Origin of the sequence: Kaistia nematophila, from assembly GCF_026343855.1 — a bacterium.
Classification (GTDB): Bacteria; Pseudomonadota; Alphaproteobacteria; order Rhizobiales; family Kaistiaceae; genus Kaistia; species Kaistia nematophila.
Genome location: NZ_JAPKNK010000006.1, coordinates 276,464 through 303,138 on the forward strand (window position 1 = coordinate 276,464; position 26,675 = coordinate 303,138).

Below are 26,675 nucleotides of genomic sequence, written 5' to 3' on the forward strand. Positions count from 1 at the left end.
TCGTTTGCGCCGTATTCCCGAACGAGACCATGACCGAATTTCCGATGACGACGGGCGGATGGCGGCCGATGCGGCCGGCCGACCTCCCGGCCGTGGCCGCGATCGCCGATCGCGTGCATGAGGCCTATCCCGAGGATCCCGAGATCTTTGCCGAGCGGCTGCGCCTGTGGCCCGAGGGATGCTGGGTCTATGAGAAGGACGGCGCGCTCATCGCCTATGTGCTGAGCCATCCGGCGCTCGCCTTCGCGCCGCCGTCGCTGAACACGCTGCTCGGCGCCTTGCCGGAGCGGCCGACCACCTACTACATCCATGACCTCGCCTTGCTGCCGGAGACGCGCGGACAGGGCGCCGGCTCCGCCATCGTCCGGATCCTGCTCGAGGGCGCGGCAAGGGCGGGCTGCCCGGACGTCTCTCTGGTCGCGGTCAACGAATCGGCCGGGTTCTGGGGCCGACATGGCTTCGAGACGGTGTCGGACCCGACGCTTGAGACGAAGCTCCGCAGCTACGACGACGACGCCCGCTTTATGGTGCGGCCGCTCGGCTAGGCAGCAAGACCCTCACCCAACCCTCTCCCACAAGCGGGTGAGGGCCAGCAGGTGCGCGGCCCTGTCCTCGTGAGGAGTGCCGTCGTGCTCCCTCTCCCGCGCGCGGGAGAGGGCTGGGGTGAGGGGCTTTCCCGCGTTGCGCGCCGAACTGCCTTCTGCGACGCTTCCGGCCTCGCCGAGGAGAACAGAAATGCGGGACATGCTTGCGTCGTGGATCTTCTGGGCGCTGCTCTCAGCCGGTTTTGCCGCTCTGACCGCCATCTTCGCCAAGGTCGGCATCAGCAATGTCAATTCCGACTTCGCCACCTTCATTCGCACCATCGTCATCCTCGTCACCATCGCCTTCATCCTGACGGCGACCGGTCAGTGGCAGCCCTTCGGCACGGTGTCGCCGAAGAGCTATGCCTTCCTGGTGCTATCCGGCTTCGCGACGGGCGCGTCCTGGCTCTGCTACTTCCGCGCCCTGAAGCTCGGCGACGCCGCCCGCGTCGCGCCGATCGACAAGCTGAGCGTCGTCCTGGTGGCGGTATTCGGAGTCGTCTTCCTGAGCGAGAAGCTCTCGGCGAAGAATTGGCTGGGCGTGCTCCTGATCGCGTCCGGGGCGATTCTGGTGGCCATGCGCAGCTGAGCCGGGTCCCTGGGGGATTTGCCAGGATCGGGCTCTGCGTGTTCCGTAGCCGCCTCAGGGTGCCATCGTGCCGCAATTCTGCGTCATTTTGGATTTCGTTGCAGGGAGCTGCGCGAAAGGCCTTGACGCCGCGCCCGTACTGGCGCACCTCACCACAGTCAAGTCGGTTTGCCTCCGGGCCGCCGACCCCCATCGGAACCCCCGTTTCATGTCGAGCGACAGTAGCTGTCGAATACAGGCGCCGCCCACGGCCGCCGTGACCTGATCGCTCGATCGGCTCACGCGACCGGCTGGGTGGCCGATCGGAGTGAGTCATGGAAGATATCGTCCGCGAAGACGAGGCGACCCTGCGTTCGCGCGCACTGGACCTCGAAGGCGAGCACGTCGCCGACCTCGTCGAACATCTCAACGAACACGAGCCCGAGGAGGCTCCGGCCATCCTGGCCGGCCTTTCCGAAGATCGGCTGATCGAGGTTCTCGACCAGCCGGAGTTCGAGGCCTCGGTCGAACTGATCTCGAGCCTGCCGATCGGGCGCGCGGTGCGCGTTCTCGCCGGCATGTCGGCGGATCGGGCCACTGACCTTCTTGCCGAAATCGAGGAGCCGCGCCGGTCGCAGCTGATCGCCAAGCTCGACCCCGAGACGCGCAACGCCGTCGCCCGGCTGGCCGCCTATCCCGAGGGCAGCGCCGGCTCGATCATGACGACGGAGGTGGTCAGCGTGCCGGCCAACTGGACCGTCGGCCAGACGCTGCAGCACATCCGCGTGGTCGAGAAGAGCCGCGAGACGATCTACACGATCTGCGTGCTCGATCCAGTAACGCAGGCCCTGGTCCAGACGGTGACGCTGCGCCGCCTGATCGCGGCCGAACCGAATGCGCCTGTCCTGTCCGCAGCCCGGCACCGCCGTCCGATCACCGTCACCCCCCGCACAGACCGCGAGGAAGTGGCGCGCCTGTTCTCGAAATACGATCAGATCGCCGTGCCGGTCGTGGACGAACGCTTCCATGTCGTCGGCATCGTCACCGTCGACGACATCATCGACACCATCTTCGAGGAGAGCACGGAGGACGTGCAGAAGTTCGGTGGCATGGAGGCGCTCGACGAGCCCTACATGGACATCAGCTTCCTGATGATGATGCGGAAGCGGGCCGGCTGGCTCTGCGCGCTGTTCATCGGCGAGATGCTGACGGCGACGGCGATGCAGCATTTCGAGACGGAGCTGGAGAAGGCGATCGTCCTGACCCTGTTCATCCCGCTCATCATGAGCTCGGGCGGCAATTCCGGTTCGCAGGCGACGTCGCTGATCATCCGCGCGCTGGCGCTCGGCGAGGTCAAGCTCAGGGACTGGTGGCGGGTCGCGCTGCGCGAGCTGCCGAGCGGCCTGACGCTCGGCGCCATCCTCGGCACGCTCGGCATCATCCGCATCACCGTCTGGCAGATGCTGGGCCTCTATGACTATGGCGAGCACTGGATCCTGGTCGCGGCAACCGTCGGCACCGGTCTTCTCGGCATTGTCACCTTCGGTTCGATGACGGGCTCCATGCTGCCCTTCATCCTGCAGAGGCTCGGGTTCGACCCGGCCAGCGCCTCGGCGCCATTCGTCGCGACGCTCGTCGACGTGACCGGCCTCGTCATCTACTTCTCGGTGGCGCTCGTCATCCTGAGCGGCACGCTGTTGTAGGGGACGGGCGCTTGAACCCTCCTCTGGAGGGAGGAGCAAGACCGCATTGGGCGGTCTTGGGGAGGGAATCTTCGCCAAATACCCCCTCCCGAAAACGCAAGGGCGTTTTCGACCTCCCCTCGAGGGGGAGGTTCAAGAAAGCCGGCCTCGAAGCACGCACGGTGATCCCGTGAACGCTACTTCTTCTTCAGCTCGATGATGTCGAACTTCGATTCGAATTTCGGCAGCGGCAGGTCGAGGCGGTAGCTCGACGGGCCCGTCTTCAGGAAGTAGCCGACCTGGTCGTCGTCGGCCTTGGCGCCGTAGCGGCCCGGCTTGTCGCCGGCGATGTACGAGACGCCGTAATAGAGCAAGCGATTGGCGGAATCGTCGATGAAGTGGCCGGTCAGGCGCTGCGAGCCGCTCGTCTTGGTCAGCCGGTAGCCGAGGTCGTCCTCGTCGATCCGGCAGTTGAACCAGCCATAGACGGTGAGGGGAAGGCTGCCGCCGAGCTTGATCGTTCGGCAGCGATAATCGCCGCGGATGTCGACGCCGAGGATCGGCTGCGGCTTCAACGCCAGCAGCGCGTCGAGCGTCGCCACCTCGGCGCTGTCGCCGCCTTTCCGCGCCTCGGCGATGGCGGATTTCTGCGCCGCCTCATAGCGGGCGATCCGCTCCTTGTCGGTCTTGGTCAGGGTCCGCGCCGCCATCGTGCCATCGGCGAACGCGATGCCCGGAAAGAGCAGCAGGGCCAGGCCCGCCAGCAGGCGGCGGCGGGTGTTCAATGCCTTGGGAAGCAGCGTCATGAAAGTCTCCCGGGTCGATCCGCTTGGTTTACATGGAGAGGGGGGCTCACTATGTTGCCCCACCCGGCGGGGAGAACCTGCCCGAACGAGAAATGGACGTCCATCCAATGCGAGCCGAGATCGAATCGATCATCGACGAAATCAAGCAGGGCATAACCCTGCTGAGGAGGCATCTTTGACTGGGATCGTGCCCAGAGACGCCTGCTCGAACTGAACGCCCTCTCCGAGACGCAGAATTTCTGGGATGATCCCCAGAAGGCGCAGAAGCTGATGCGCGAGCGCCAGGGCCTCGAGGATGGCATCAACGCCGTCCTGACCAGCGAGCGCGAGCTTGCCGACAATATCGAGCTGATCGAGATGGGCGAGGCCGAAGGCGACGCCTCGATCATCGCCGACGCCGAGGCCGCGATCGTCGCGTTGAAGGGCGACATCCGCAAGCGCCAGGTCAATTCGATGCTGTCCGGCGAGGCCGACGGCAACGACACCTATCTCGAAGTCCATGCCGGCGCCGGCGGCACCGAGAGCCAGGACTGGGCCAATATCCTGCTGCGCATGTACACGCGCTGGGCGGAGAAGAGCGGCCGCAAGGTCGAACTGCTGGAAGTCCATGACGGCGAAGAGGCGGGCATCAAGTCGGCCACGATCCTCGTCAAGGGCGAGCAGTCCTATGGCTGGCTGAAGACCGAGTCGGGCGTTCACCGCCTGGTCCGCATCTCGCCCTATGACAGCGCCGCGCGCCGCCACACCTCGTTCGCCTCGATCTGGGTGTATCCGGTCGTCGACGATTCGATCGAGATCGAGATCAACGAAAGCGACTGCCGTATCGACACCTATCGCGCGCAGGGCGCCGGTGGCCAGCACATCAACACGACCGACTCGGCCGTGCGCATCACGCACATGCCGTCCGGCATCGTCGTGCAGTGCCAGAGCGAGCGCTCGCAGCACAAGAACCGGGCCGCTGCCTGGGACATGCTGCGCTCGCGCCTCTACGAGGCCGAGCTGGAGCGCCGCGAGGCGGCCGCCATGGCGACCGAGTCGAGCAAGAAGGACATCGGCTGGGGGCACCAGATCCGTTCCTACGTCATGCAGCCGTACCAGCTGGTGAAGGATCTGCGCACCGGCGTGGAATCGACCAGCCCGCAGGACGTGCTGAACGGCGACCTGACCGACTTCATGGAAGCGGCGCTCGCCCAGCGCCTCGGCGGCCCCGCCGCCGACGTGCAGGACATCGACTGACGGCGGCATTGCCGCCGGTCCATGTGGACGAATGCGACGGGCGGAGCGATGGCTCCGCCCGTTTTGATTCCATCGCCTCAGCCGGGGCGAATGGCGGTGACGTAGAGCCAGTCGGTCGGCTTGTTGTCGAAGCCGCTGCCGAAGCCGGCCTCGATCGCGATCTCCCAATCGAAGGCGCCATAGAGCTCGCGCAGCCAGGCTTCGGATGGGTAATTGTAGTAGCGGTCGAACTGGTCGCGGCCTTCTGCCCGGCCGGCCTTGAAGCTCGCATGGAACACGCCGCCCGGCTTCAGCGCGGCATGGATCCGCTTGAGGATGGCGGCCAGGTCGGCCCGGGGCACATGCAGCAGGCAGGCATTGGCCCAGATGCCGTCGCAGGTTTCACTTTCGTCGAGTTCGTCGAAGAGCAGGGTGGCGACCGGGATGCCGAGCCGCCGTTCCGCCGCCTGCGCGATTTCCGGCGTGCCGTCCGTGGGGCGGACGGCAAAGCCGCGGGCGATCATGAACTCGCTGTCCTGCCCGGCGCCGCAGCCGAGTTCGAGCACGGCGCCGCCGGCCGGCAGGCCGGCGAGGAAGTGCTGCAGCCGGCGCTCGCTCGCCCCCTGGACCCGCGTGGTATAGGCGGCCGCCTCGCGCGTGTAGAAATCGAGTGTCGGGTCGTCCTGGGCAGCCATCTGTCGTCCTTCGATCTCTGGCGCGCAACCGGATGTCGGCGTCGCGCGGTCCTGCCGCAGCTCCTGCCAGATCTCCATGACAGACAGATGGGCGCGCGACAGGTATCGCGGTGCCGTCCGTCAGGGATCCGGGCGAGCGGCTCCCTGCAGGCCGCTGTCGACGATCCCGAGCGCGGTCTCGATTGCCAATACGTCGGCGTCCGATGTCGCGCCCCTTCGTTCCAGCTCGATGAACAATTGCTCGAAGCCGCCCGGCGTGACGATCGCCAGCATGCGGCCGGGTACGTCGCTGATGTTGCGCCAGCAATGCGGCACATAGGGCGGCAGTGTGATCGTCGCGCCGGGCTCCGCTTCCACCACGGTGTCGCCGCACCAGAAGCGGTAGCGGCCGCTGATGACGCGGAAGACCTCGGTCTCCCGCGTGTGCGTGTGCCAGTGCGGCCCCGTGCCGGGCGCGGAGAAGGTCTCCCACATGCCGAGCGCGCCGGCGGTCTCGGCGGCGGTCGCGTGGATGAAGACCTGTCCGCCATGCGAATTGCGGACGATGCGCTCCCGGCCCGGCAACGAGGCGAGCGGCTTGTCGAACGCTGGCATTCCGAACCTCCATGCGATGCATGACGTAGCGTCATCAATCTACAGGAGGTTCGGAATGTCGCCGCATCAATTTCGCGGCCCTGGTCGTCGGTCAGCCGGCGAGGTGCTCGGCGGCCGGGATCACCTTGGCATAGCCGAAGGCGAGCGCGGCCATGTTGGCCGCGTGGACCTGCGCCGACGGGATGACGGTCCCGTTGAACTCCAGCGCCCGGGTGGCGCAGGCGTCATGGATGACGGTGGTGCGATAGCCGAAATCGGCGGCGGCCCGGCCCGTCGCGGCTATGCACATGTGGCTCATGGCGCCGACGATGACGACGTCTTCGATGCCCTTCTGGTCGAGCAGTTCCCTGAGCGTCGTGGCGCGGAACGAGTTGGGGAAGTTCTTCACCACCACCGGCTCGCCCTCGGCCGGGCGGACGGCAGCGTTGATCTCGACGCCCTGCGTGCCGGGCACGAAGAAGGTGGCCTCCGGCGCCAGCGAGTGATGCTGCACATGGATCACCGCGTCGCCGTTCCGGCGCGCGGCGTCGAGGACCTTCGCCGCGTTGGCGGCGGCGGCGTCGATGCCGTCCAGCGGGAAGTCGCCACCGGGGAAATAGTCGTTCTGGAGGTCGACGATGATGAGGGCGCGCTGGCTCATGGCGGATTTCCTGACGCGTTGTTGAAAGACGAGGAGAATATGCAGGCAGGCGGCCTCGCGCTAAACTGGCGAAATCGACAATCTTCGGGGCGATTCCGACAAATGGCGACGCGTTCGACTGAAATCGGGCTGGTGCTCTATCCCGACGCGCAGATGGCGGCGGTGCTCGGCCTTGGTGACCTGTTCGCCGTGGCGAACCGGGCGGCGCTGCGCCTCGGCAAGGTCGACGCAGAGCCGATCCGTGTGTCGCACTGGCGACAGGACGCGCCCGGCGGTCCGGTCGTCCGTGTCTTCGATTCGGCGCCGGAAGGCGCGGCCGGGGAGCCGGCCGCCCTCATCGTCGTCCCGAGCCTGCTCGGTCCCGTCGAGGCGGCCGTGGCGGCGCCCTATGCGGCGTGGATGCGGGGGTTTCACGCGGCTGGCGGCACGCTGGTTTCGGTTTGCGCCGGCATCTTCCTGCTCGGCGAGACGGGCCTGCTGTCGGGCCGCGCTGTAACCACGCATTGGGTTCTCGGCGAGCGCTTCCGCCAGCGCTTTCCCGACGCCCGCCTCGATCTCGATCGCCTGATCATCGACGAGGGCGACATCATCACCGCTGGCGGGCTGATGGCCTGGACCGACCTTGGCCTCAAGCTGGTCGACCGCTATCTGGGCTCGGAGGTGATGCTGGACACGGCGCGGACCCTGCTGGTCGATCCGCCCGGCCGCGAGCAGCGTTATTACAGCACCTTCGTGCCGCCGCTGGAGCATGGCGACCGCGCGGTCCTGCAGGCGCAGCACTGGCTGCACGGCGTCGGCGCCAGGGATGCATCGCTGGAGGATCTCGCGGCGCGGGCGGGGCTGGAGCAGCGGACCTTCCTGCGCCGCTTCCGCAAGGCGACCGGACTGACGACGACGGAATACCAGCAGCAGCTCAAGGTGAACCGCGCGCGCGAATCGCTGCAGTTCAGCGCCCTGTCGGTCGACCAGATCGCCTGGGAGGTCGGTTATGGCGATCCCGGTGCGTTCCGGAAGGTGTTTGCGCGCATCGTCGGCCTGTCGCCGGTCGAGTACCGCCGCCGCTTTCACGCGTGAGCCGCCAGCTCCTAGAGCGCGGCGATCCAGTCATGGCCGGGGTAGAGCAGGCACAGGCTGTCGCGCAGCCAGACGCGCTCGTCGGCCGGAAGCTTCGGCAAGGCGCGGGCGAAATCGGCCTCGTCCTTGGGGCGCCGGTGCTTGGCCTTGAACAGCAGGATCGCGGCCGGCTTCAGATAGGGCAGTCCGTCGCCCGTGACCGCCACCATTTCCGCACGAGGCTGCCGGATGCGGTTGTCGCGCTTGCAGACTCCCGCCCGGTGGGCGTTCCCGGCTCGATCATCATGTCGACACGCCAGCGCCGCGCCGCGCGGTCGAGCGCCCAGATCTGGAAGATCCCGGCGGCTGGATCCCGTCCGTCGACGAGCGGCGCGACGATGCCGTCGCCGGCGGTGAAAAACGCCATGCCGCCGAGCGCAGCGCGGAAAGCGGCGACGTCCTCGCGCAGCACGGTGAATTCGAGATCCTCGTGCGCGCGGGTCTCATGCCCGTGCCAGAGGTCGAGCGCCCAGCCGCCGACGACGCACCAGGGTTTCTCGACGCCGCGTAGGCGGCGGCCGAGTTCCTCCGGGCGCCACGCGCTCCAGGCGTCGTCGTCGGGAATTTCGGTTTCGGACATCGCGCCTTGCCCTGCCGGTTCAGGGCTAGAGCAGGCGATTGATTTCCTGGCCGGCGCGCAGATAGATCATCGGGTCGATCGCCTCGCCGTCAACGCGGATCTCGTAGTGGAGGTGCGGGCCGGTCGAGCGGCCGGTCGATCCGACGGTGCCGATCTTCTGGCCGGCGACGACGCGTTCGCCGACCTTGACGCTGATGCTGCGCAGGTGGCCGTAGCGCGTCACGACGCCATTGCCATGGTCGACATCGACGCAATTGCCATAGCCGCCATTATAGGCGGCGGCGATGACGGTGCCGGCGTTGACGGTGCGGGCCGGCAGGCCGGAGAGGGCGCGGAAGTCGATGCCGGTATGGGTCGCGAGGCGGCCGAGGAACGGGTCGCGGCGGGTGCCGAAGCCCGAACTGATGTCGGCGTCCTCGAGAGGCCGCTTCAGCGGCAGGGCGAGTGCGATCTGGCGGAGCTTGGCGAGGCGGTCGAACTGGTTGGAAAGCGTCGCGACGTCGGCCTTGAATTCGGCAGGCGTGGAGACGGCGCCCTTCGGTGCCGGCACGAACGGTCCGCCGATGCCCGAAGGGGCGGGAGGAACGCGGCGGCCGAGCTTGCGCAACGCGCTGTCGATCTTCTGGTTGCGCTGGCTGACGCCCGCCATGAGGGCCCCGACGAGCGCGTCCTGGTCGGCGGCCATCGAGGCGATCTTGTCCTCGAGCGGATCGAGGCGCGGGGCCACGACCGGTGGCATCGGCTGCGGCGAGCGCAGGCCCATGTCGGCAAATTGCACGCTCGGCTTGGCGACGGCCGGCGAGATCGAGCCGGTCACTTCCGGATCGAGCGCGGCCTTGCGGCCCTTGGCGGGTTTCGGCTTGGCAGGCGCGGCGGAAGGCGGTGGAATGGTGACGTCGAGTCCGGCGCGCTTCGCCGCTTCGGCGACCTTGGCCAGCGCCTTCTGGCGGGCCTCGAGTTCCTTCTGGCGGTCGAGCAGGCTGCGCACTTTCTCGTCGACGCCGGCGTTCTCTTTCGAACGCGTCTTGTTCAGGTTCTCGATTTCGGAATTGAGCTTGCCGACCTTGTCGCGCAGCGCGGCCACCTGGCCCTCATAGGCCGAGATCTGGCCCTCGTGGATGGCCGCGGCCTCGACCTCGCGCGCCTCGCGCACATTCTGCGAGGCGATGATCGCGTTCTGTCGCTCGGCAGCCGCGTTCAGCAGGCCGTCACGGAAGAACAGATAGGCGGTGGCGCCGAAATAGAGCGAGGAGAGCAGAAGCAGGCAGACGCCGCCGATCGCCACGGTCCGCGGGCGGATATGGATCGCGCGCACGCCCTCGCCATGCGAGACGACGAGCTTGGTCTTGCCCTTGCCGCTGCGCGCTTCCGCCTGCGGCTCGGGTTCCGGCAAGGGCGGCGCGGGGAGGTGGGAGACCAGGCTCTGGCGGGGGGCGGGATGATATTCTGGATAGTGACTCGGCATCTGCGTTCCAACCGTGACGTCGGTACTCGGACCTTTGGCCGAGGAGAACGACCGATCGCAACGATTAGAGGCGGTTAAGGTTAAAGCTTGGTTGATGGCCTTTGCTTCAGCGGTCGCGCGAGGGCGCCAGCGGGCGGTAGAAGCCGGGCGTCATGCCTGCCTCGGAGCGCGCCGCTTCGTTGAACGGCGGCTTCAGCGGACCGCGGAAATGCTTGATCACGAGCTGCCGGAAGGTCGGTTCCGGCGGCAGGCGCTGGCGGTCGCACATGAAGCGGAACCACTTGGCGCCGAAGGCGACATGGCGCTTTTCGTCGCGGTAGATGATCGACATGATGTCGGCGCTCTTTGTGTCGCCGACCTCGATCATCTTGTCGATCAGCGGCGGCGTCACGTCGAGCCCGCGCGCCTCCAGCACGAGGGGCAGGATGGCCAGCCGCGCGGTCAGGTCGTGTCCGGTCTCCTGCGTCGCTTGCCACAGCCCATCATGCGCCGGCAGGTCGCCATAGGCGGCGCCGAGATCCTTCAGCCGGTCGGCGAGCAGCGAATAGTGCTTGGCTTCCTCCAGGCCGACCTGCACCCAGTTGTCGAAGAAGGAGCGGGGCAGGGGCACGCGGACGAATCGGCCGACCAGGTCCCAGGTCAGGTCGACGGCGTTCAGCTCGATATGGGCGAGCGAGTGGATCATCGAGATCCGGCCATGCTCGGAATGGACCGACCGCTTCGGCAATTCGCGCGGCGGCACCAGCACGAGGTTGGCGGGGCGGCCGGGCCGGGCCGGCATGGCGCCGTCGAGCGCGCCGGCGGAGAGCGACAGGCGGCGGCCGAACCACGCCTTGGCGGTGGCGAAGGCGAGCTCGACCTTCTCGTCGAGGTCGGCGGTGGCGACGATGCGAGCGGAGGCGGCGGCGAGGCTGCGGAGATCGGTGGACTGCATGTCGGCTTCAGGCGCTCCGCGCCGCGGCGAGAACCTCGTCGACATGGCCCTTGACCTTCACCTTGTCCCAAACCTGGACGATGCGGCCGTCGCGGTCGATCAGGTAGGTCGTGCGCACCACGCCCATATATTTGTGACCGAACATCGATTTCTCGGCCCAAACGCCATAGCTCTCCAGCATGGCGTGGTTTTCGTCGGAGGCGAGGCGGATCGAAAGATCGTGCTTCCTGCGAAAGGAATCGTGCGATTTCACGCTGTCGGGCGACACGCCGACGACAATCGTTTCGACGGCTTCGAAGTCGGCCTTGCGGGCCGAGAAATCGATCGCTTCCAGAGTGCAGCCGGACGTGTTGTCCTTCGGATAGAAATAGAGAACAACCTTGCGTCCCCTGAGGTCCGACAGCTTGATTCTGCTGCCGCCTTCGGCCGGGAGGTCGAAATCGGGAGCGAGGGAACCTTGGGCCAGGGTGGACATGCTGCCTTCCTTTCGTCGCACTTGTCTGGCGTGAGAAGCAGAATTGACGGGGAATTTGCAAGTGGGGCTTGGATCGTCCCGCGATTCCGGCTGAGATCGGAATCAGTCAGTCGGTCTGCTCCACGGGATCGGTCGACGTCACCGATGGGTTTCATGCTGCTCCCGGGACGGGAACGGCCGGCAAGGGGTGTTGACGCCTGACAATGCGCCTCGACGAGTATCCATCGGCGCGCGCTCATCGGCCTCTCTATGAGCGTCCGCCGCCCAGAAGGCGTGGCTGGTCTCGCTTGCTGGCGCGCCTGCTCGGGGCGTTGTTGCTGTTTGTCGTCGTTCTTTTCGGCACGCTCGCGGCGATCGTCGCGGCCGGCCCTGTCGAGCTTGGCGCCGTGCGCGATCGCGTCCGCGTTTCCATCGCCTCGCGCCTCGGCCCCGACTATGCGGTCAAGGTCGGCCGGGCGATGATCGACGTCGATCCCGTGCTCGGCCTCGTGGTGCAGATCGACGACATTTCGATACGCGATCGTGGCAATGCTGTGGTCGGCGCCGTTCCCGCCGCGCGGCTGGCGATCGATCCGCTGTCGCTGCTGCGACTGCGTCTCGATATCCGCACGGTCGAGATCTCTGACGCCGACGTGTCGCTGGTGCGCTCCGCCTCGGGCGCGATCTATCTCGGCACCGCCGACACCGTCCGCCAGGACATTCCGGCGCCTTCCGCCATCAGCGTGGCGCCGGCCGCGCCGGACAGCCCCGCGCTGGCCGATGGCGGCTTCCCGGAGTTGCTCCGGGCGCTCCGCACGGTCAATGGCGCGCTCGATCCGGCCGTGGATTTCGCCATCGCGCGCGGCTTCGAGCGGCTCTCGGTCGATGCCTCGACCATCCAGCTCTGGGATGCGTCCCAGATGCAGCTGCGCACCTTCGGTCATACCGACATCGCGCTGACGGTGGATGGTGGCAGCGGCGCCGTGAAAGCCAATTTCGAGACGTCGGGCTATGCCGGCCGCTGGGGCGTGCAGGCCGAGCGCCTGGTCGATGCCGACAACCACGATCGCAACCTCTCGCTGATCGTCTCGCAGCTCTCGCTCGCCGACATCAACCCCGCCTTCGGCAAGCCCGACAGCCTGCTGCAATCCGACGTGCCGATGTTCGGGCGTTTCACCGTTCGCCTGAACGACAAGGGCGAGATCCAGGCCGCGACAGCCCGGCTCGATCTCGGCGCTGGCAACATCGTTTCCGGGCTTGGCAAGGATACGGTCCTGCTCGACGAGGCGACCGTGCGCATGCGCTGGGATGTCCCCGGGCGGGCCATCGTCATCGAGCCTTCCTCGCTCTTCTTCGGCGATACCCGCGCCGTGGTCGTCGGCCAGGTCAAGCCGCTCTCGGACAAGTCCGACGGCCAGTACGGATTCACGCTCGAAAGCCGCAATGCGGTCCTCTTCGCGGACGACGCCAATGCGCCGCCGATCGTCGCCGACCGCATTGCCTTTGTCGGCACGGCCGACGTTCTGGCCAAGCGGATCGATTTCACCGACGCCTCGATAACCACCCAGGGCGGATCGGTCGCCGCCGCCGGTTCGCTCGGCCTCGACGGGCCCACGCCCTCGCTGGCGATGGCCGCCTCCTTCACGCCGATGGCACTCTCGACGCTGAAGCAGATGTGGCCGCCCTTCCTGGCCGGAGCGGCGCGTAAATGGGCCTATGAGCATATCAAGGGCGGCACGCTCGAGGCGGGCCGGTTCGAGGCGTCGGTGCCGTCCGGCGTGCTCTGGACCGGCGAGCGGGTGATCCTGCCAGAAGAATACATGCGCCTCGACATGCGCCTCGATGACGTCTCCTTCACCACCATCGGCAATGTGCCGGCGGTGACCGGAGCGACCGGCAATGCCGTGCTGGCCGGCTCGACCTTCGGCATCGACGTCGAGAAGGGGAAGGTCGTCACGCCGCTCGGTGGCACGGTCGATGTGACGGCCGGCGCCTTTGCCGTCTCCAACACCGCGCAGCGTTTCCCCGATGGCCAGATCGAGATGCAACTGGAGGGTAGCGTCGGCGCGCTGGCCGAGATCGCCGACAGTGAGCCGATCCGCGCCATGGAGCGCCGGTCGATCGACCCGGCGACGCTTTCCGGCAAGGCGCGCGCGAACGTCTCGATCAAGCTGCCGCTTCGGCCGGGCGTGACGCCGGCCGAGGTCGACTGGCGGGTCGCGCTGACGACCACGGGCTTTGCCAGCAGCGCGCCGATCGAGGGCAAGCTGATCCAGAACGGCGCGCTCGCCATGACCGCGACGCCGGCAGAGGTGGCCATCCACGGCAAGGCGACGATCAACGGCGTACCCGCGGCGATCGACGTCTCCCAGCCACTCGGCGACACCGATGGCGACGGCCAGGCCGAGGCGGGGCGCCGCAAGGTGACGCTGAGCCTCGACGAGAAGGCACGCAAGGCGCTCGGAATCGGCCTGGACAACGTGCTCGGCGGCACCGTCGGCGCCATCGTCTCCGACCTTGGCGACGGCAAGGGCCAGCACTACGAGCTTGACCTGAAGCAGGCCCGCCTGGTGCTGCAGGCGGTTGGCTGGTCGAAGGGGATCGGCGTCCCGGCCAAGCTGAGCTTCGACCTGCGCCCGACCGGCAACGGCTTCGTCGTCGACAACATGGTCGCCACCGGCGACGGCTTCGGCTTTCGCGGCAAGGCGGTGCTCGACGCTAAATACGGCCTCGTCTCGGCCGAGCTCGACAAGCTGGCGCTGCGCAAGGGTGACCAGATCTCGGTCAATCTGAGCCGCAAGGGCAATGGCTATTCGATCGTCGCCCGCGGCTCCTCCTTCGACGTGCGCGGCCTGATCGCCCAGTACAAGGCCTCTGCGACCGGGCCGAACGAGGCCGCCGCCGACATCTCGGTCGACGCCAAGGTGGCGACGCTGATCGGCTTCAACCAGGCGACCCTGTCGGACGCGGCGATCATCGTGCAGGCGCGCGGTGGCGTCGTCCAGAAGGCGTCGCTGGAGGGCATGCTCGACAAGGGCGGCATCTCGATGAACTTCGTCGACAGCGGCGACCAGGCCGAACTGCGGCTGAATTCCGGCGATGCCGGCAGCGTGTTCCGCTTCATCGACATCTACAGCCGCATCTACGGCGGCCGCATGACTCTGACCGGCCAGCGTGCTGGTTCCTCCGGCCCGTTCTCCGGCGTGTTCGACATCCTGAATTTCCGCATCGTCGACGAGCCGTCGATGGGGCGGCTTGTGTCGGCGACCAATGGCAACGGGCCGGAAGCGACCCGCACCGGCCTCGATCCGGCCAACGTGCCGTTCGACCGCATGCGCCTCGACTATACCAAGCGCGGCTCGGTCGTCGTGATCGACGACGCGACGCTGCGCGGTGCCTCGGTCGGCGCTACCTTCAACGGTACGCTCGACCTTGCCAAGCAGACCGTGTCGCTGGCCGGCACCTATCTGCCCGCCTACGCCTTCAACAACCTGTTCGGCCGGCTCCCGATCATTGGCCTGGCGCTCGGCGGCGGCAGCAAGGGCGGCCTGATCGGCGTGACCTTCAAGGTCGACGGCAAGCTGAGCGCTCCGAGCCTCATGATCAACCCGCTCTCGGTGATCACGCCCGGCATCTTCCGCAAGATCTTCGAATTCCCGGTGAACTGACGCTGCATCGCGGCCTAGCGTCGCGATCCGCTGGCGGCTGTCGCCGGTATTGCACGCGCCGTGTTGTGCTCGGTTGTGCGCGCGTACCGGTCAAGGCAGTCGGAAATCAACCTCGCCGCGAAGCAACGCGAGGTTGATTCATTCGTATTGCAAGCAATCCTAATTGATAAGGATCGCGATGCATTAAGCCGCAGGCGGCAATTTGGGCCGTCTGGGGCTAGTTTGACTATGCGTTACGGTCCAGATAATTCCGATAGCTTTATCGATACACTTAAGTATAAGTAGATTAACTACAATATTACTTTCGATTTTCCGGACAATGGATTCCCTTTGGAGTCCGAAGATCGTCATTTTGCTGCGCATATACGCATATTTCTGAATCATGCCGATTTTGAATTACTTATGAATCAGTATTGAAGTGAGGCGGACGGGTTGATAGCCTTGGTCCGTCAATTCCGGGGGGCTCGAAGACAGGAGCCGTGGTTGGAGCGTGGCTCTCCACGGCGTTCCGGTTTCGAGCAAGGGCATTTGGGGGCATCATGGCATCGTTCAAACGAGGCAGCGCGGATCGATCCGCTCTGCCGCATTCTCTCGCACGCACGCGCTGGGCCGCGGGTGCATCTCTGGTTGCGCTGACCGCCGTCCTGGCCATTCCGGCATCGGCCGCTCAGATCGTCGTCGAAACCGAATCCGAGCTGAACGGCTTGGTCGGCGCGGCGCCGAGCGCGCCCGGCACGATCGAGGTCGCGGCGACCGATCAGCTCATCCTCAACAATACTGGCGCCGTAACCTTCTCCGACCAGATCCTGCTGGATGGCGTTGCCTGGGCGAATCCCTATGGCACCTTCACCAAGATGGGGGCGGGCACCCTGACGCTGAACGGCGCCTCGATCCTGGGCGGCGAGGCCTATGTCGCCGGCGGCACGGTCAATTTCACTGGCAGCAGCACGGTCGACTATCTGGCCGTGGGTTCGGGTGGCTCCAATCTGGGCGCGATGACCATCGGCAGCGGCGCGAGCGTCGCCTTCGGCGTCGGCCTCTCGGTCGGCTATTATGGCGGCGTGGGCACGGTCGATCAGACCGGCGGCACGGTGACGGTTTCGCCGACCTGTGGCGACGAGGCTCGCTGCGCCGCGCTCCACATCGGCAACCAGGGCGGCCAGGGCACCTACACGATCAGCGGCGGCGAGCTCGTTGTCGACGCGGCCCGCATGACCATCGGCCGCAACACCACCCAGACGACGGGCACCAGCGGCACCCTCAACATCGAGGGCGGCACGGTCTCCATCCAGAACAGCGGCTATCTCGCCATCGGCTTCGGCCGCGAGACCAACAACGGGGCCGCCGACGCGACGGGCGCGATCAACCAGACCGGTGGCGTCCTGCGCGTAGACGGCACGTCTTCGCTGTTCCTCGCGGGCACGGGCGCCGGCACCTACGACCTCAATGGCGGCGCGCTGGAGATCGGCGGGTCGAGCCTGCGGGCCCACCGCGTCAACGGCCAGGGCTCCTATGCCTTCAACCTCGGCGGCGGCACGATCCGGGTGATCGGCTCGCAGCTGGTGACGGCTGCCGACGTCGATGCCACACTCGTCGACGGCACGACGTCGACCTTCGACACCTCTACCTTCGGCGCCGACTGGCGGGGCGACTTGCTCGGCCAAGGCGGGCTGGTGAAGCTCGGCGCTAGCGAACTCAAGATTGGTAGCCTTTCCAGCGAGATCAGCGGTCTCCAGATTGCCGAGGGCTCGGTCGCGCTCGGCTCGAGCGCTCAGTTCAAGAGTTCCCTCGCCTCGACCACGCTCGATCTGGCGGTGGGGACGCGCCTCAAGGTCAATGGCGACTTTTCGCTCGGCGACGAGGACACCTTCGTCGTCGGCATCGATTCCAACGGTCAGGCCGGTCGCATCGAGGTGTCAGGCGCCGCCGATCTGGACGGTGCGACGCTGCAGATCGACTCCAGCTCGGGCTACAAGGCGAACTACAACTACACGATCGTCACCGCTACCTCGTTCAACCAGTCGGGCAACGCAGACGACACGTTCCAGATCGCGCCGCACGACTTCGCCTTCGTGTCGCCCGAACTGCTCTATGGCAACGGCGGCACCGAGCTCTATCTGCGCCTCGTCCGCGAGAGCGCGTTTGCTTCCGCCGCGCAGACCGCGAACCAGAAGGCGGCCGCGAACGGCCTCGATTCCGTCGGTTCCGGGTCCCTGTATGAGGCCATGGAGGTCGTTTCGACGGCCGACGCCCCTGCGGCGCTTAACGCCATCTCCGGCGAGATCCATGCCGCTTCCGCCAGTGCGCTCCTGAACGAGAGCTATTTCCTGCGCGATGCGGTGCTCGGCCGGCTGCAATATCCGTCGAAGGGCGCGACGGCGCCGGCCGCGAGCCTTGCCTCCGGCTATGCCGAGGCCGACAAGCGCAGCGCCGCTCCCTTCCCGGGCACGGCCGCCGCGCCTGCCGCCGAGCCCAACACCTTCTGGACTCAGGCCTATGGCTCCTGGGGCCACAGCGATGGCGACGCCAATGTCGCCAAGCTCAACCGCTCGACCGGCGGCGTTCTGGTGGGCTACGATCACACCTTCGGCCAGGACTGGCTGATCGGCGCCGCGGCAGGCTACAGCCGCACCAGCTTCAGCCTCGACGACCGCGCCTCGTCCGGCGACAGCAACAACTATCACCTGCTGGCCTATGCCGGCGGCAAGGTCTCGGACGTCAATGTCCGCCTCGGCGCCAGCTATAGCTGGAACGAGGTCGATACGACGCGGCACGTCTCGATCCCCGGTTTCTTCGAGACCGAAAAGGCGGACTATTCCGCGGGCACCGCGCAGGTGTTCGGCGAGCTCGGCTACGACGTCGCCGTCAGCGCCGCGACCACCATCGAGCCCTTCGCCGGCCTCGCTTATGTCCATCTGTCGACGGACGGCTACAACGAGACCGGCGGTTCGGCCGCGCTCGCCGTCGACGGCGCCAACCAGGGCGTCACCTATGGCACGCTGGGCCTGCGCGCCGAGCACAAGATCGTGGTCGGCAATGTCGGCGTGACGCTGCAGGGCTCGGCCGCCTGGCAGCATGCCTGGGGCGACGTGATCCCGGTCAGCACGCTCGCGTTCTCCGGCGGCGACGCCTTCCAGGTCACTGGCGCGCCGATCGCCAAGGACGCGGCCCTGCTCAAGGCCGGCTTCGACGTCGACGTGACGGCGGGCGCCAAGCTCGGGCTGTTCTATGCCGGCCAGCTCGCGAGCGACGCCGCCGACAACTCGATCCAGGGCCGCCTGAGCGTCGCCTTCTGAGGTTTCTCTCCGGACACGAAAAAGGGCGGCGCAGGTCACTGCGCCGCCCTTTTTCGTTGGCGGCTTGAATGTCGCAGCCTGCGAGCGAGGCTGGATCGCACGGCCAAATTGCGTGCTTCGTGACGGCCCCGCGGCCTCTGCAGAAAGTTGAGGCCGGCGGCTCGCATACATTGGGCAGCGCCGCATCACAGATGAAAAAGGGCGGCGCAGTCACCTGCGCCGCCCTGAAATTCGTCCGGCCCGAAGCTTTAGAGCGGGCGGACGAGGATATGCTTCTTGCGGCCGAGCGACAGCTTGACGACGCCTTCCGACGTCAGCGCGTCGGGGCCGACCAGAACCTTCTCGTCGGTGACCGCCTGGTCGTTCACCCGCAGGCCGCCGCCCTTGATCTGGCGGCGCGCTTCGCCGTTCGAGGCGACGAGGCCGGCCTGAACGAAAAGCGACAGCACGCCGAGGCCGTTGGCGAATTCCGAAGCCGCTACCTCGATGGTCGGCAGGTTTTCCGCCAGCGCGCCTTCCTCGAAGGTGCGGCGGGCCGTCTCTGCCGCCTCGTCGGCGGCGGCGCGGCCATGCGCCAGCGCGGTCACCTCGGTGGCGAGGATCTTCTTCGCGTCGTTGATCTCGGAACCGCCCAGCGCCGCAAGGCGGGCGATCTCGCCCATCGGCAGCTCGGTGTAGAGCTTGAGGAAGCGCTCGACGTCGCCATCCTCGGTGTTGCGCCAGAACTGCCAGAACTCGTAGGAGCCGAGCATGTCGGCGTTGAGCCAGACGGCGCCGTTCGCCGTCTTGCCCATCTTGGCGCCGGAAGAGGTGGTGAGCAGCGGCGTCGTCAGCGCATAGAACTGCTTGTCGAGCATGCGGTGGCCGAGCTCGATGCCGTTGACGATGTTGCCCCACTGGTCGGAGCCGCCCATCTGCAGCGTGACATTGTAGCGCTGGTTCAGCTCGACGAAGTCGTAGGCCTGCAGGATCATGTAGTTGAATTCGAGGAAGGACAGCGACTGCTCGCGGTCGAGGCGCAGCTTGACCGAGTCGAAGGACAGCATGCGGTTGACCGAGAAGTGGCGGCCGACATCGCGCAGGAAGTCGATGTACTGCAAGCCGTTCAGCCATTCGGCATTGTTGGCCATGATCGCCGGGCGCTCGGCGCGGTCGAAATCGAGGTAGTTGGCGAACACCTTGCGGATGCCGACGAGGTTCTCGTCGATCATCTCGTCGGTCAGGAGCTTGCGCGCCTCGTCCTTGAAGGACGGGTCGCCGATGCGCGTCGTGCCGCCGCCCATCAGCGCGAGCGGGCGGTGGCCGGTCTTCTGCATCCAGCGCAGCATCATGATCTGCATGAGCGAGCCGACATGAAGGCTCTTCGCCGTGGCGTCGAAACCGATATAGCCGGTGACCGTCTCCGTCGCGAAGCGGCGATCGAGCCCCTCGCCATCCGAGCACTGGTGGACGAATCCACGCTCGGTCAGGATCTGCATCAACTCGGACTTGAAGGCGCTCATGACGGACCTTTGGAGAATGTTGGGATTGGCCGGCTTTCTAGCAGCCGGAACGGGAAATTTCACCTTGAAGGGCGAAATTTCCCGGATCGTGGATCAGGCGGCGCGGCGCGCCTTGGCGCGGCGGGCCTCGACGGCGGCGGCGAGCCGCTCGAGAACGTCGACCGAGGTATCCCAGTCGATGCAGCCATCGGTGATGCTCTGGCCGTAGACCAGCGGCTGGCCTTCGACGAGGTCCTGCCGGCCGGCGACCAGGTTGCTCTCGACCATCACGCCCATGATGCGGTCGTCGCCGGCCTCGATCTGGCGGGCGATGTCCTCGACGACGATCGGCTGGTTCTCCGGCTTCTTCGACGAGTTGGCATGGCTGGCATCGATCATGATGCGCGGCGCGATGCCGGCCTTTTCCGAAGCCTTGGCCGCTTCCTCGACGCTGGCGGCGTCGTAGTTGGTCGACTTGCCGCCGCGCAGGATGATGTGGCAGTCGTCGTTGCCGGCCGTCTCGGCGATCGCGGCGCGACCGGTCTTGGTCACGGCCAGGAAATGATGCGACTGCGAGGCCGAGAGCACCGCGTCGAGCGCGATCTTCACATTGCCGTCCGTGCCGTTCTTGAAGCCGACGGCGCAGGAAAGGCCGGAGGCCAGCTCACGATGCACCTGGCTCTCGGTCGTGCGCGCACCGATCGCGCCCCAGCTGACCAGGTCGGCGAAATATTGCGGCGTCGTCATGTCGAGGAATTCCGAGCCGGCCGGCACGCCGAGATCGTTGATGTCGACGAGCAGGTTGCGGGCGATTCGCAGGCCCTTGTCGATCTCGAAGCTGCCGTCGAGGCCGGGATCGTTGATCAGGCCCTTCCAGCCGACCGTCGTGCGCGGCTTCTCGAAGTACACCCGCATGATGATCTCGAGCCGGTCGGCGAGGTAGGGGCGGATTTCGGCGAGGCGGCGGGCGTAGTCCATGGCGGCGACGGGATCATGGATCGAGCAGGGACCGATCACCACGGTAAGGCGGTCGTCGGTGCCGTGCAGGATGTCATGGATCGAACGGCGCGCGGCGGTGACGGTGTCGGTCGCGGTCTCGGTGCGCGGGAACTCGCGGATCACCTGTTCCGGTGTCGAGAGTTCTTTCAGCTGGCGGATGCGGAGGTCGTCGGTGATCAGCACGGTGTGGGTTCCTTGTGATTTTGACCCACCCGGCGGCACAAAAAAAGCCGCCAGGTGTCTGGCGGCTTCGGGACATTTTGCGGTTTTTAGACCGCGCGCACCCCTACCTCCGCCATTGCGAGCGGATAGCTAAAGTACCAAGCATAGGTGGTGGCGGCGAAAGTCATGGAAGCGCATATAGATCAGCCGCCGGGGTTTGTCACGGGGGAGAATGCGGCTTTCGACGAAACGGCGAGACTGTTGCCGATCTGCTCTTTGCCGACGCGGCCGTTGCCGCTATCCCGGATTAGAACGTTTCCGGGGGAACCAATGCACAGGACTGTCGTTGTCGGACTCATGAGCGGAACGTCGATGGATGGCGTCGACGCGGCTCTGATCGCGACCGACGGCGAAGAAGTCGAGGCCTTCGGCCCGACCCATTTCCGGCCCTATGAGCCTGATGAGCGCGCGGTGCTTCGCGCCGCGCTGACGGCTGCCGTCGATCTCGACAGCCGCGACGCCCGGCCGGGCATCCTGAGCGAGGCGGAGCGGATCGTCACCGAGGCGCATGCCGAGGCCGTCGAGGCGCTGCTGGCGCGGCAGGATGTCGACGCACCCCGCGTCACCCTGGTCGGCTTCCACGGCCAGACCGTCTTCCACGCGCCGGACCGCCGGCTGACGATCCAGATCGGCGACGGAGCAGCGCTGTCGCATCGGCTCGGCATTCCGGTGGTCTATGATTTCCGCGCCGCCGACGTCGCGGCGGGCGGGCAGGGGGCACCGCTGGTGCCTGTCTTCCATGCGGCGCTTGTGCGCGCTGCCGGCCTTTCCGGCGATGTCGCCGTGGTGAATATCGGCGGTGTCGCAAACGTCACGCGCATCGGCGCCGACGGTTCGATCGTCGCCTTCGACACCGGGCCCGGCAATGCGCTGATCGACGACCTTGTGCGTGAGCGGACTGGCGCCAGCATGGATGTCGGTGGCGTCCTGTCCTCCTCCGGCACGGTGCAGCTGCAATCGCTGGCAGAATTGATGGACGATCCCTGGTTCGACCTGCCGCCACCGAAATCGCTCGATCGCGACGCGTTTTCGCGCGCGCCGGTGGCGCGACTGTCGACGGCCGACGCCGCGGCGACGCTCGCCGCCTTCACGGCCGAGACGATCGCGCGCGGCGTGGCGCTCGCCGGCGGCGCCGGCGAGATCATCGTCTGCGGCGGCGGCGCGCATAATCCGGCCATCCTGCGCCTGCTGGCCGAAGCCAGCGGCGCGACCGTCACCACGGCCGACGCGCTCGGCTGGTCGGGCGATTTCATGGAGGCGCAGGCCTTCGCCTATCTCGCCGCCCGCAGCGTCGCGGGACTGCCGCTCAGCCTGCCCGAGACCACGGGCGTGCCCTATCCGATGCCGGGCGGCGTCCTCGCCGAGCCGCGACCGCCGGCGCCGTGATGGACGAATCGCGCCCGTGTCGGCCACCATCGTTGCAACGTTTTCCTGGGGAGTGATCCGGATGCTCAATCGCCTGCTGAAATTTGGCTTGTTGTCGATGGTCGGCGCGGCGCTGGCCTTGCCGCTGGCGGCATCCGCCGAGGCCGCCACGGTGCAGGCGATGGCGGCCGAGGCGCCCGCGACACCCGCCGCGGCAACTGCGCCCGCGGCCGGTGCCGCCGCTGTGGCGGGGCCGGAACAGAAGCCGGTCGTTCGGCGCGCCAAGTCGGCTCCGAAGGTCAATCGCGATCCCCAGGTCTATCTCTTCCGCGGCCTCGCCAACGTCTTCTCGCTCGGCATGGACGACATGTCGAAGGAGCTGCGCGCCCAGGGCGTGCAGAACGAGGTGCTGAACCACGCCAACTGGCCGCGCATCGCTGCCGAGATCACCGCCAAGTACAAGGCCGATCCGAAGGGAACCCGCCCGATCATCCTGATCGGCCACTCGCTCGGCGCGAATGCGGTGCTGGTCATGAGCCAGCAACTGGTGCGCAACGGCGTTCCCGTCGATCTAGTCGTCACCTTCGATCCGACGACGAGCGGCCCGATCACGCCCGGCGTGCGCCGCTACCTGAATCTCTACCAGTCCAACAATGGCTGGAGCTCGGCGCTCGACGTTCCGGCCGGCGCCGGCAAGCGCGTCGTCAATTCCGACGTGCGCAAGCGCACCGACATCAAGGCGCAGCTGTCGCATTTCGACATCGACAAGAACCGCGTCCTGCACCAGCAGGTGGTGGCGGAGATCGTCCGCCTGACCGGTGCGAGGCCGAAGCAGCCCAAGCTGCAGCCGAAGGTGCAGCCCAAGACCGGCACGATGTAGGGAATGCTGTCTGGGGCCCCGTCCCGTAGGGGTTGCCGGGCCGGATCGGCATGGACCGAATGAATGGGAGGGGCTCCGTCGTGGCGGAGCCCTTTTTCGTTGGCCGCGCTATCGTGCCTGAATCGGGCACCGATGAGCCGCCGGTCCTCGATCTGGCGGGAAAACGCCGCCGCTGCAGCTGGGTGGTGCGCCGCCCCGACCGCGCTGGCATCCCTTGTTGCGCCGCTTTCCGGGTGTCTTGCTTCGACAGGGGATTCTGGAAATTTCCCGTGCAGGTTACAGCCGCCGGGTGGTCGCATCCTGGGCGCGTTGAAATCGTGCGAACGGCGATCCTGTGACCCAAATAAAGGTGATGTGACCCGCGCTTTTTGAGTCATACGAAAATAGTTCGATTTTAGAATGATAGCCGGAGCGAAGCGTAATCGCATCAATAGGTTGTGGGCGGATGCCCCGATTCCCGGCGGCGGATCGGCTCCCCAGTCCAGCAATTCCCTACGTCAATTGGTTGAATCTGGTGCAATTCCGCCACAGCGGATCACGTCTGAAATCGCTAGCCTGAGATATCAGGGCGGGTGTCCTTGCTGGGAGCCGTCCGGGGGGAGGCTTAACGGCTTGAGCTGGGGTTGGGCAAGAAGACGGTTTTGCGTGGAATGACGATGGTGTCGGTGCTCGCGCTGGGCGTTGCGGGCGCCCAGGCTGCGGACCTGACGCAGGAGCCGGTGGTCGTCGCGCCGTAAGTATTCAGTTGGACCGGCTTCTATGTCGGTGTCCATGGCGGCTCCTTCGGCCAGAACGACGTCTCGGCCTCGGGCTATCAGGAGCATCAGGGAAGTGCATCGCGCGAGCGGGGGGCTTTCGGCGGTGCAACATCGGGACGGGAGACTTTCGACCTCGATCCCCCGCGGAATCGGCGAGGACCTGTGTGGGCCCTGGCTGCTGGCTGCCTCCGCCGGGATCCGGCGAAGGTTGGCCTGGGTCCGGCTAAAGGGGCGTGCCGAACGCCCTCCTGCCCCTGAATTGGGGGGCCATTTCGTCCTTCTGAAGCCTCTCAAAGGCCTGGCTGCTATTTTTCTCGACGATGCCTCGTGCCGTCGAGTGTTTCGTGTTGCCTTACAAAATGTCTGTCCGATCAGATGCTTGGGCGTCAAAACCTAAGGCAATCAGTTGATCATGGAGAAAAAGTGAGGCAGACGCTACGTCACTTGCGGGTTTGGTGATGCTCTTCCGCAACAGTCAAACGGATGGAGTTGCGCTAGCTTGATGCAACCTGGATAGCCTCCCCCCGTGAAGCAAGGTTGTCTGGATCCACGTTTGCGAGCAAAGGGGCTCACGATGAAGTTCATTCTGCGCAGTGCAACAATGGCATCGGTTCTGGCGCTCGGCGTCGTCGGCGCGCATGCTGCTGATCTCACCTACGAGCCGGCCCCTGTCGCTGCTCCGGTCGTCTTCAACTGGACCGGCTTCTACGTTGGCGTCCATGGCGGCATTGGCGGCGGGGACATCGACACGGCGTTCTCGGTCGATGGTTTCCCCTATAGCGACTACAGCAACAACGCCTTCGGCGCCTTCGGCGGTGCCCAGATCGGCTACAACTGGCAGTTCGCGACCAACTGGGTCGCGGGCGTCGAGGCCGATATTGCCTATTCCGGTATCAACGCCGACTCGACCTGGAGCTATGTGAACGACTCCAGCTACAACCTGAAGACCGACGTCGACTGGTTCGGCACGCTGCGCGGCCGCATCGGCTATGCGTGGGACAACGTGCTGTTCTACGGCACGGGCGGCGCCGCTTATGGCGATGTCGAGGTGAAGACCAACTATTCCGAGCCCGGCTTCTCGGACGGCACGTCCTTCTCGGATACGCGCTGGGGCTGGACGATCGGCGCCGGCATCGAATACGGCATCACCAAGAACATCACGCTCAAGACCGAATACCTGTATGTCGACCTCGGCAGCATACATCAGGATGGCTACAATGCCCTCGAGGACCTCGATGGCCGGTTCGACACGGACGTCGCCTTCCACACGCTCAAGGTCGGCCTGAACTACAAGTTCTGATCGGCTGCAGTCTCCGGCAGATAGCGAGGGCCCCGCATTGCGGGGCCCTTTTGTTTGCGGCGATGCGACCGATCCGTTGCAGCCAGCCGCCCTTCAGGCAGGGCGCGGCGCGCCGGCGCCGGACGCTCCCGGTTCCGCGGGGCGCGGCGTTCTACCTCGGGCCTCCTCCATCGGCCGGTCGTCGTCGCCCCGGCCTCCCGGTTCTGCGTAGGCCTGCTCCAGCGTCTACGGCGGCGGGGTGCCTGGCCGCGCGCGGCGAATTGGCCAGCATGGCTTGCGCCATTCTTCTTAGCTAACCGCACGAGATCAGGTCGACCGGAGGTCTTCGGGGGCTTTTCGATTCAACTTGTCTTTGAATAAGACCCGGCCGCCAAGAAAAGATCGGTGCAGACGTAGATTCCGAGGTCACTGTGATCGCCTGGCAATGGTTTGTTTGCCAATGCGGTGCTAGGGTATGGCTTCTGGGTGGCACTTTCATCGCATTCTTCGTGAACATTGAGCTTGAAGAGGGCACGCATGAAACACTCGCTCCTGGCTGCCGCCGCAGCCGCATCCGTTCTTGCCATGGGCGTCGGCGGGGCGCTCGCGGCCGACCTGACCTATGAGCCGCCGCCGGCGCCGCCGCCTCCCTTTTCCTGGGCCGGCTTCTACGCGGGCGTTCATGCCGGCTATGCCTGGGGCAGTGAGGACGACAATCAGAGCAATCTGTTTGGTCCTGAGCCGACCCCGGCCGACAGCTTCGACATGGACGGCTTCATCGGCGGCGTTCATGCCGGCTACAACTGGCAGATGGACCAGTTCGTCTTCGGTGTCGAAGGCGACCTCGACTATTCCAACATCAAGGGCAGCGAGGGTTATGCCGGCTACGTGACGAATTTCGGCGGCGACTATGTCGAGGGTAACCTCGAAATGAAGAGCCAGTGGCAGGCCTCGCTTCGTGCCCGCGCCGGCTACGCCATCGACAACTTCCTGGTCTACGGCACGGGCGGTATCGCCTTCGCCGACGGCAAGCTGTCGTCGAACGGCTACGACTACGATGCCGGTGAGAATTTCGGCTCGGACGACAGCAATACGCATGTCGGCTGGACGGTCGGTGTCGGCGCCGAATATGCCTTCTCGCCCAACTGGATCGCCCGCGCCGAACTTCGCTACACCGATTTCGGCAACAAGACCTACCAGCTCCTCGAAGGGCCGGTGGATGCGGACTGGACGCAGACGGCGGTCACGGTCGGCCTCAGCTACAAGTTCTGATCGAACGGACGGGGCGCACTCTGAAAGGCTCCGCTTCGGCGGGGCCTTTTGGCGCTTGTCGTTTTTCAGGTGCCGGCGCACCTTGCTCAGGGCTCAGGGCTCAGGGCTCAGGGCTCAGGGCTCAG

General features: G+C 66.2%; 20 protein-coding genes and 1 pseudogene. 11 read left to right on the forward strand and 10 right to left on the reverse strand.

All coding sequences use genetic code 11. The features are described 5' to 3' along the window. Window positions 1-29 precede the first annotated feature (29 nt). The 3 genes from OSH07_RS15945 (at window position 30) to mgtE (ending at window position 2,855) form a co-directional block, all read left to right on the forward strand. Entirely contained in the window at window positions 30-545 is a 516-nt protein-coding gene (locus OSH07_RS15945; protein ID WP_266339658.1) for a GNAT family N-acetyltransferase, read from the forward strand. Window positions 546-735: 190 nt separating this feature from the next. Then, window positions 736-1,173, forward strand: coding sequence for an EamA family transporter (locus OSH07_RS15950; protein ID WP_266339659.1), 438 nt, complete (start codon window positions 736-738; stop codon window positions 1,171-1,173). 314 nt (window positions 1,174-1,487) lie between these two features. Next, entirely contained in the window at window positions 1,488-2,855 is a 1,368-nt protein-coding gene (gene mgtE, locus OSH07_RS15955; protein ID WP_266339660.1) for a magnesium transporter, read from the forward strand. A gap of 176 nt (window positions 2,856-3,031) precedes the next feature. On the opposite strand, the gene OSH07_RS15960 is transcribed toward mgtE, so the two are convergent. Next, window positions 3,032-3,640, reverse strand: a complete 609-nt coding sequence (locus OSH07_RS15960) for a DUF4893 domain-containing protein (RefSeq protein WP_266339661.1) — start codon at window positions 3,638-3,640, stop codon at window positions 3,032-3,034. 107 nt (window positions 3,641-3,747) lie between these two features. On the opposite strand from OSH07_RS15960, the gene prfB reads away from it, so the two are divergent. After that, a protein-coding gene (prfB, locus tag OSH07_RS15965; protein ID WP_266339662.1) for a peptide chain release factor 2 occupies window positions 3,748-4,876 on the forward strand; the annotation gives its coding sequence in 2 pieces (ribosomal slippage) (window positions 3,748-3,816 and window positions 3,818-4,876; 1,128 coding nt in all). 77 nt (window positions 4,877-4,953) lie between these two features. Here prfB and OSH07_RS15970 read toward each other — a convergent pair. The 3 genes from OSH07_RS15970 to OSH07_RS15980 form a co-directional block, all read right to left on the reverse strand. Further along, window positions 4,954-5,550, reverse strand: coding sequence for a class I SAM-dependent methyltransferase (locus OSH07_RS15970; protein WP_266339663.1), 597 nt, complete (start codon window positions 5,548-5,550; stop codon window positions 4,954-4,956). Window positions 5,551-5,670: 120 nt separating this feature from the next. Next, window positions 5,671-6,144, reverse strand: coding sequence for a cupin domain-containing protein (locus OSH07_RS15975; protein ID WP_266339664.1), 474 nt, complete (start codon window positions 6,142-6,144; stop codon window positions 5,671-5,673). A 91-nt stretch (window positions 6,145-6,235) separates the two neighbouring features. Next, entirely contained in the window at window positions 6,236-6,784 is a 549-nt protein-coding gene (locus tag OSH07_RS15980) for a cysteine hydrolase family protein (RefSeq protein ID WP_266339665.1), read from the reverse strand. Window positions 6,785-6,886: 102 nt separating this feature from the next. Between OSH07_RS15980 and OSH07_RS15985 the strand changes: the two genes are divergently transcribed. After that, window positions 6,887-7,858 carry a GlxA family transcriptional regulator gene (locus OSH07_RS15985; protein ID WP_266339666.1) on the forward strand — a complete coding sequence of 324 codons (972 nt, stop codon included), beginning with the start codon at window positions 6,887-6,889 and terminating at the stop codon, window positions 7,856-7,858. 11 nt (window positions 7,859-7,869) lie between these two features. Here OSH07_RS15985 and OSH07_RS15990 read toward each other — a convergent pair. The 4 genes and pseudogenes from OSH07_RS15990 to bcp form a co-directional block, all read right to left on the reverse strand. Beyond that, window positions 7,870-8,477 (reverse strand): annotated as a pseudogene (locus OSH07_RS15990) (nucleotidyltransferase domain-containing protein). A gap of 25 nt (window positions 8,478-8,502) precedes the next feature. Continuing rightward, a complete protein-coding gene (locus tag OSH07_RS15995; protein ID WP_266339667.1) occupies window positions 8,503-9,942 on the reverse strand; it encodes a peptidoglycan DD-metalloendopeptidase family protein in 1,440 nt (479 codons plus the stop codon). Between the two features lie 106 nt (window positions 9,943-10,048). Beyond that, a complete protein-coding gene (locus OSH07_RS16000; protein ID WP_266339668.1) occupies window positions 10,049-10,876 on the reverse strand; it encodes a ferritin-like domain-containing protein in 828 nt (275 codons plus the stop codon). Window positions 10,877-10,883: 7 nt separating this feature from the next. Continuing rightward, on the reverse strand, window positions 10,884-11,351 hold the full coding sequence (gene bcp, locus OSH07_RS16005) for a thioredoxin-dependent thiol peroxidase (protein WP_266339669.1): 468 nt from the start codon (window positions 11,349-11,351) through the stop codon (window positions 10,884-10,886). 314 nt (window positions 11,352-11,665) lie between these two features. Here bcp and OSH07_RS16010 point away from each other — a divergent pair, with 314 nt between their 5' ends. After that, window positions 11,666-14,998, forward strand: coding sequence for a YhdP family protein (locus tag OSH07_RS16010; RefSeq protein ID WP_266339670.1), 3,333 nt, complete (start codon window positions 11,666-11,668; stop codon window positions 14,996-14,998). A 539-nt stretch (window positions 14,999-15,537) separates the two neighbouring features. Beyond that, window positions 15,538-18,294: an autotransporter family protein gene (locus tag OSH07_RS16015; RefSeq protein ID WP_266339671.1), complete on the forward strand. Its 2,757-nt coding sequence runs from the start codon at window positions 15,538-15,540 to the stop codon at window positions 18,292-18,294. Between the two features lie 248 nt (window positions 18,295-18,542). Here OSH07_RS16015 and tyrS read toward each other — a convergent pair whose 3' ends face one another. Then, window positions 18,543-19,796: a tyrosine--tRNA ligase gene (gene tyrS / locus OSH07_RS16020; protein ID WP_266339672.1), complete on the reverse strand. Its 1,254-nt coding sequence runs from the start codon at window positions 19,794-19,796 to the stop codon at window positions 18,543-18,545. A gap of 93 nt (window positions 19,797-19,889) precedes the next feature. After that, window positions 19,890-20,951, reverse strand: a complete 1,062-nt coding sequence (locus OSH07_RS16025; protein WP_338149888.1) for a 3-deoxy-7-phosphoheptulonate synthase — start codon at window positions 20,949-20,951, stop codon at window positions 19,890-19,892. 315 nt (window positions 20,952-21,266) lie between these two features. On the opposite strand from OSH07_RS16025, the gene OSH07_RS16030 reads away from it, so the two are divergent. The 4 genes from OSH07_RS16030 (at window position 21,267) to OSH07_RS16050 (ending at window position 26,550) form a co-directional block, all read left to right on the forward strand. Then, window positions 21,267-22,382, forward strand: a complete 1,116-nt coding sequence (locus OSH07_RS16030; RefSeq protein WP_266339674.1) for an anhydro-N-acetylmuramic acid kinase — start codon at window positions 21,267-21,269, stop codon at window positions 22,380-22,382. 61 nt (window positions 22,383-22,443) lie between these two features. Beyond that, complete coding sequence (locus OSH07_RS16035; RefSeq protein WP_266339675.1) at window positions 22,444-23,241, forward strand: RBBP9/YdeN family alpha/beta hydrolase; 798 nt, start codon at window positions 22,444-22,446, stop codon at window positions 23,239-23,241. Window positions 23,242-24,573: 1,332 nt separating this feature from the next. Continuing rightward, a complete protein-coding gene (locus tag OSH07_RS16045; RefSeq protein ID WP_266339676.1) occupies window positions 24,574-25,299 on the forward strand; it encodes an outer membrane protein in 726 nt (241 codons plus the stop codon). A gap of 516 nt (window positions 25,300-25,815) precedes the next feature. After that, window positions 25,816-26,550, forward strand: coding sequence for an outer membrane protein (locus tag OSH07_RS16050; RefSeq protein ID WP_266339677.1), 735 nt, complete (start codon window positions 25,816-25,818; stop codon window positions 26,548-26,550). The last annotated feature ends 125 nt before the right edge of the window (window positions 26,551-26,675 follow it).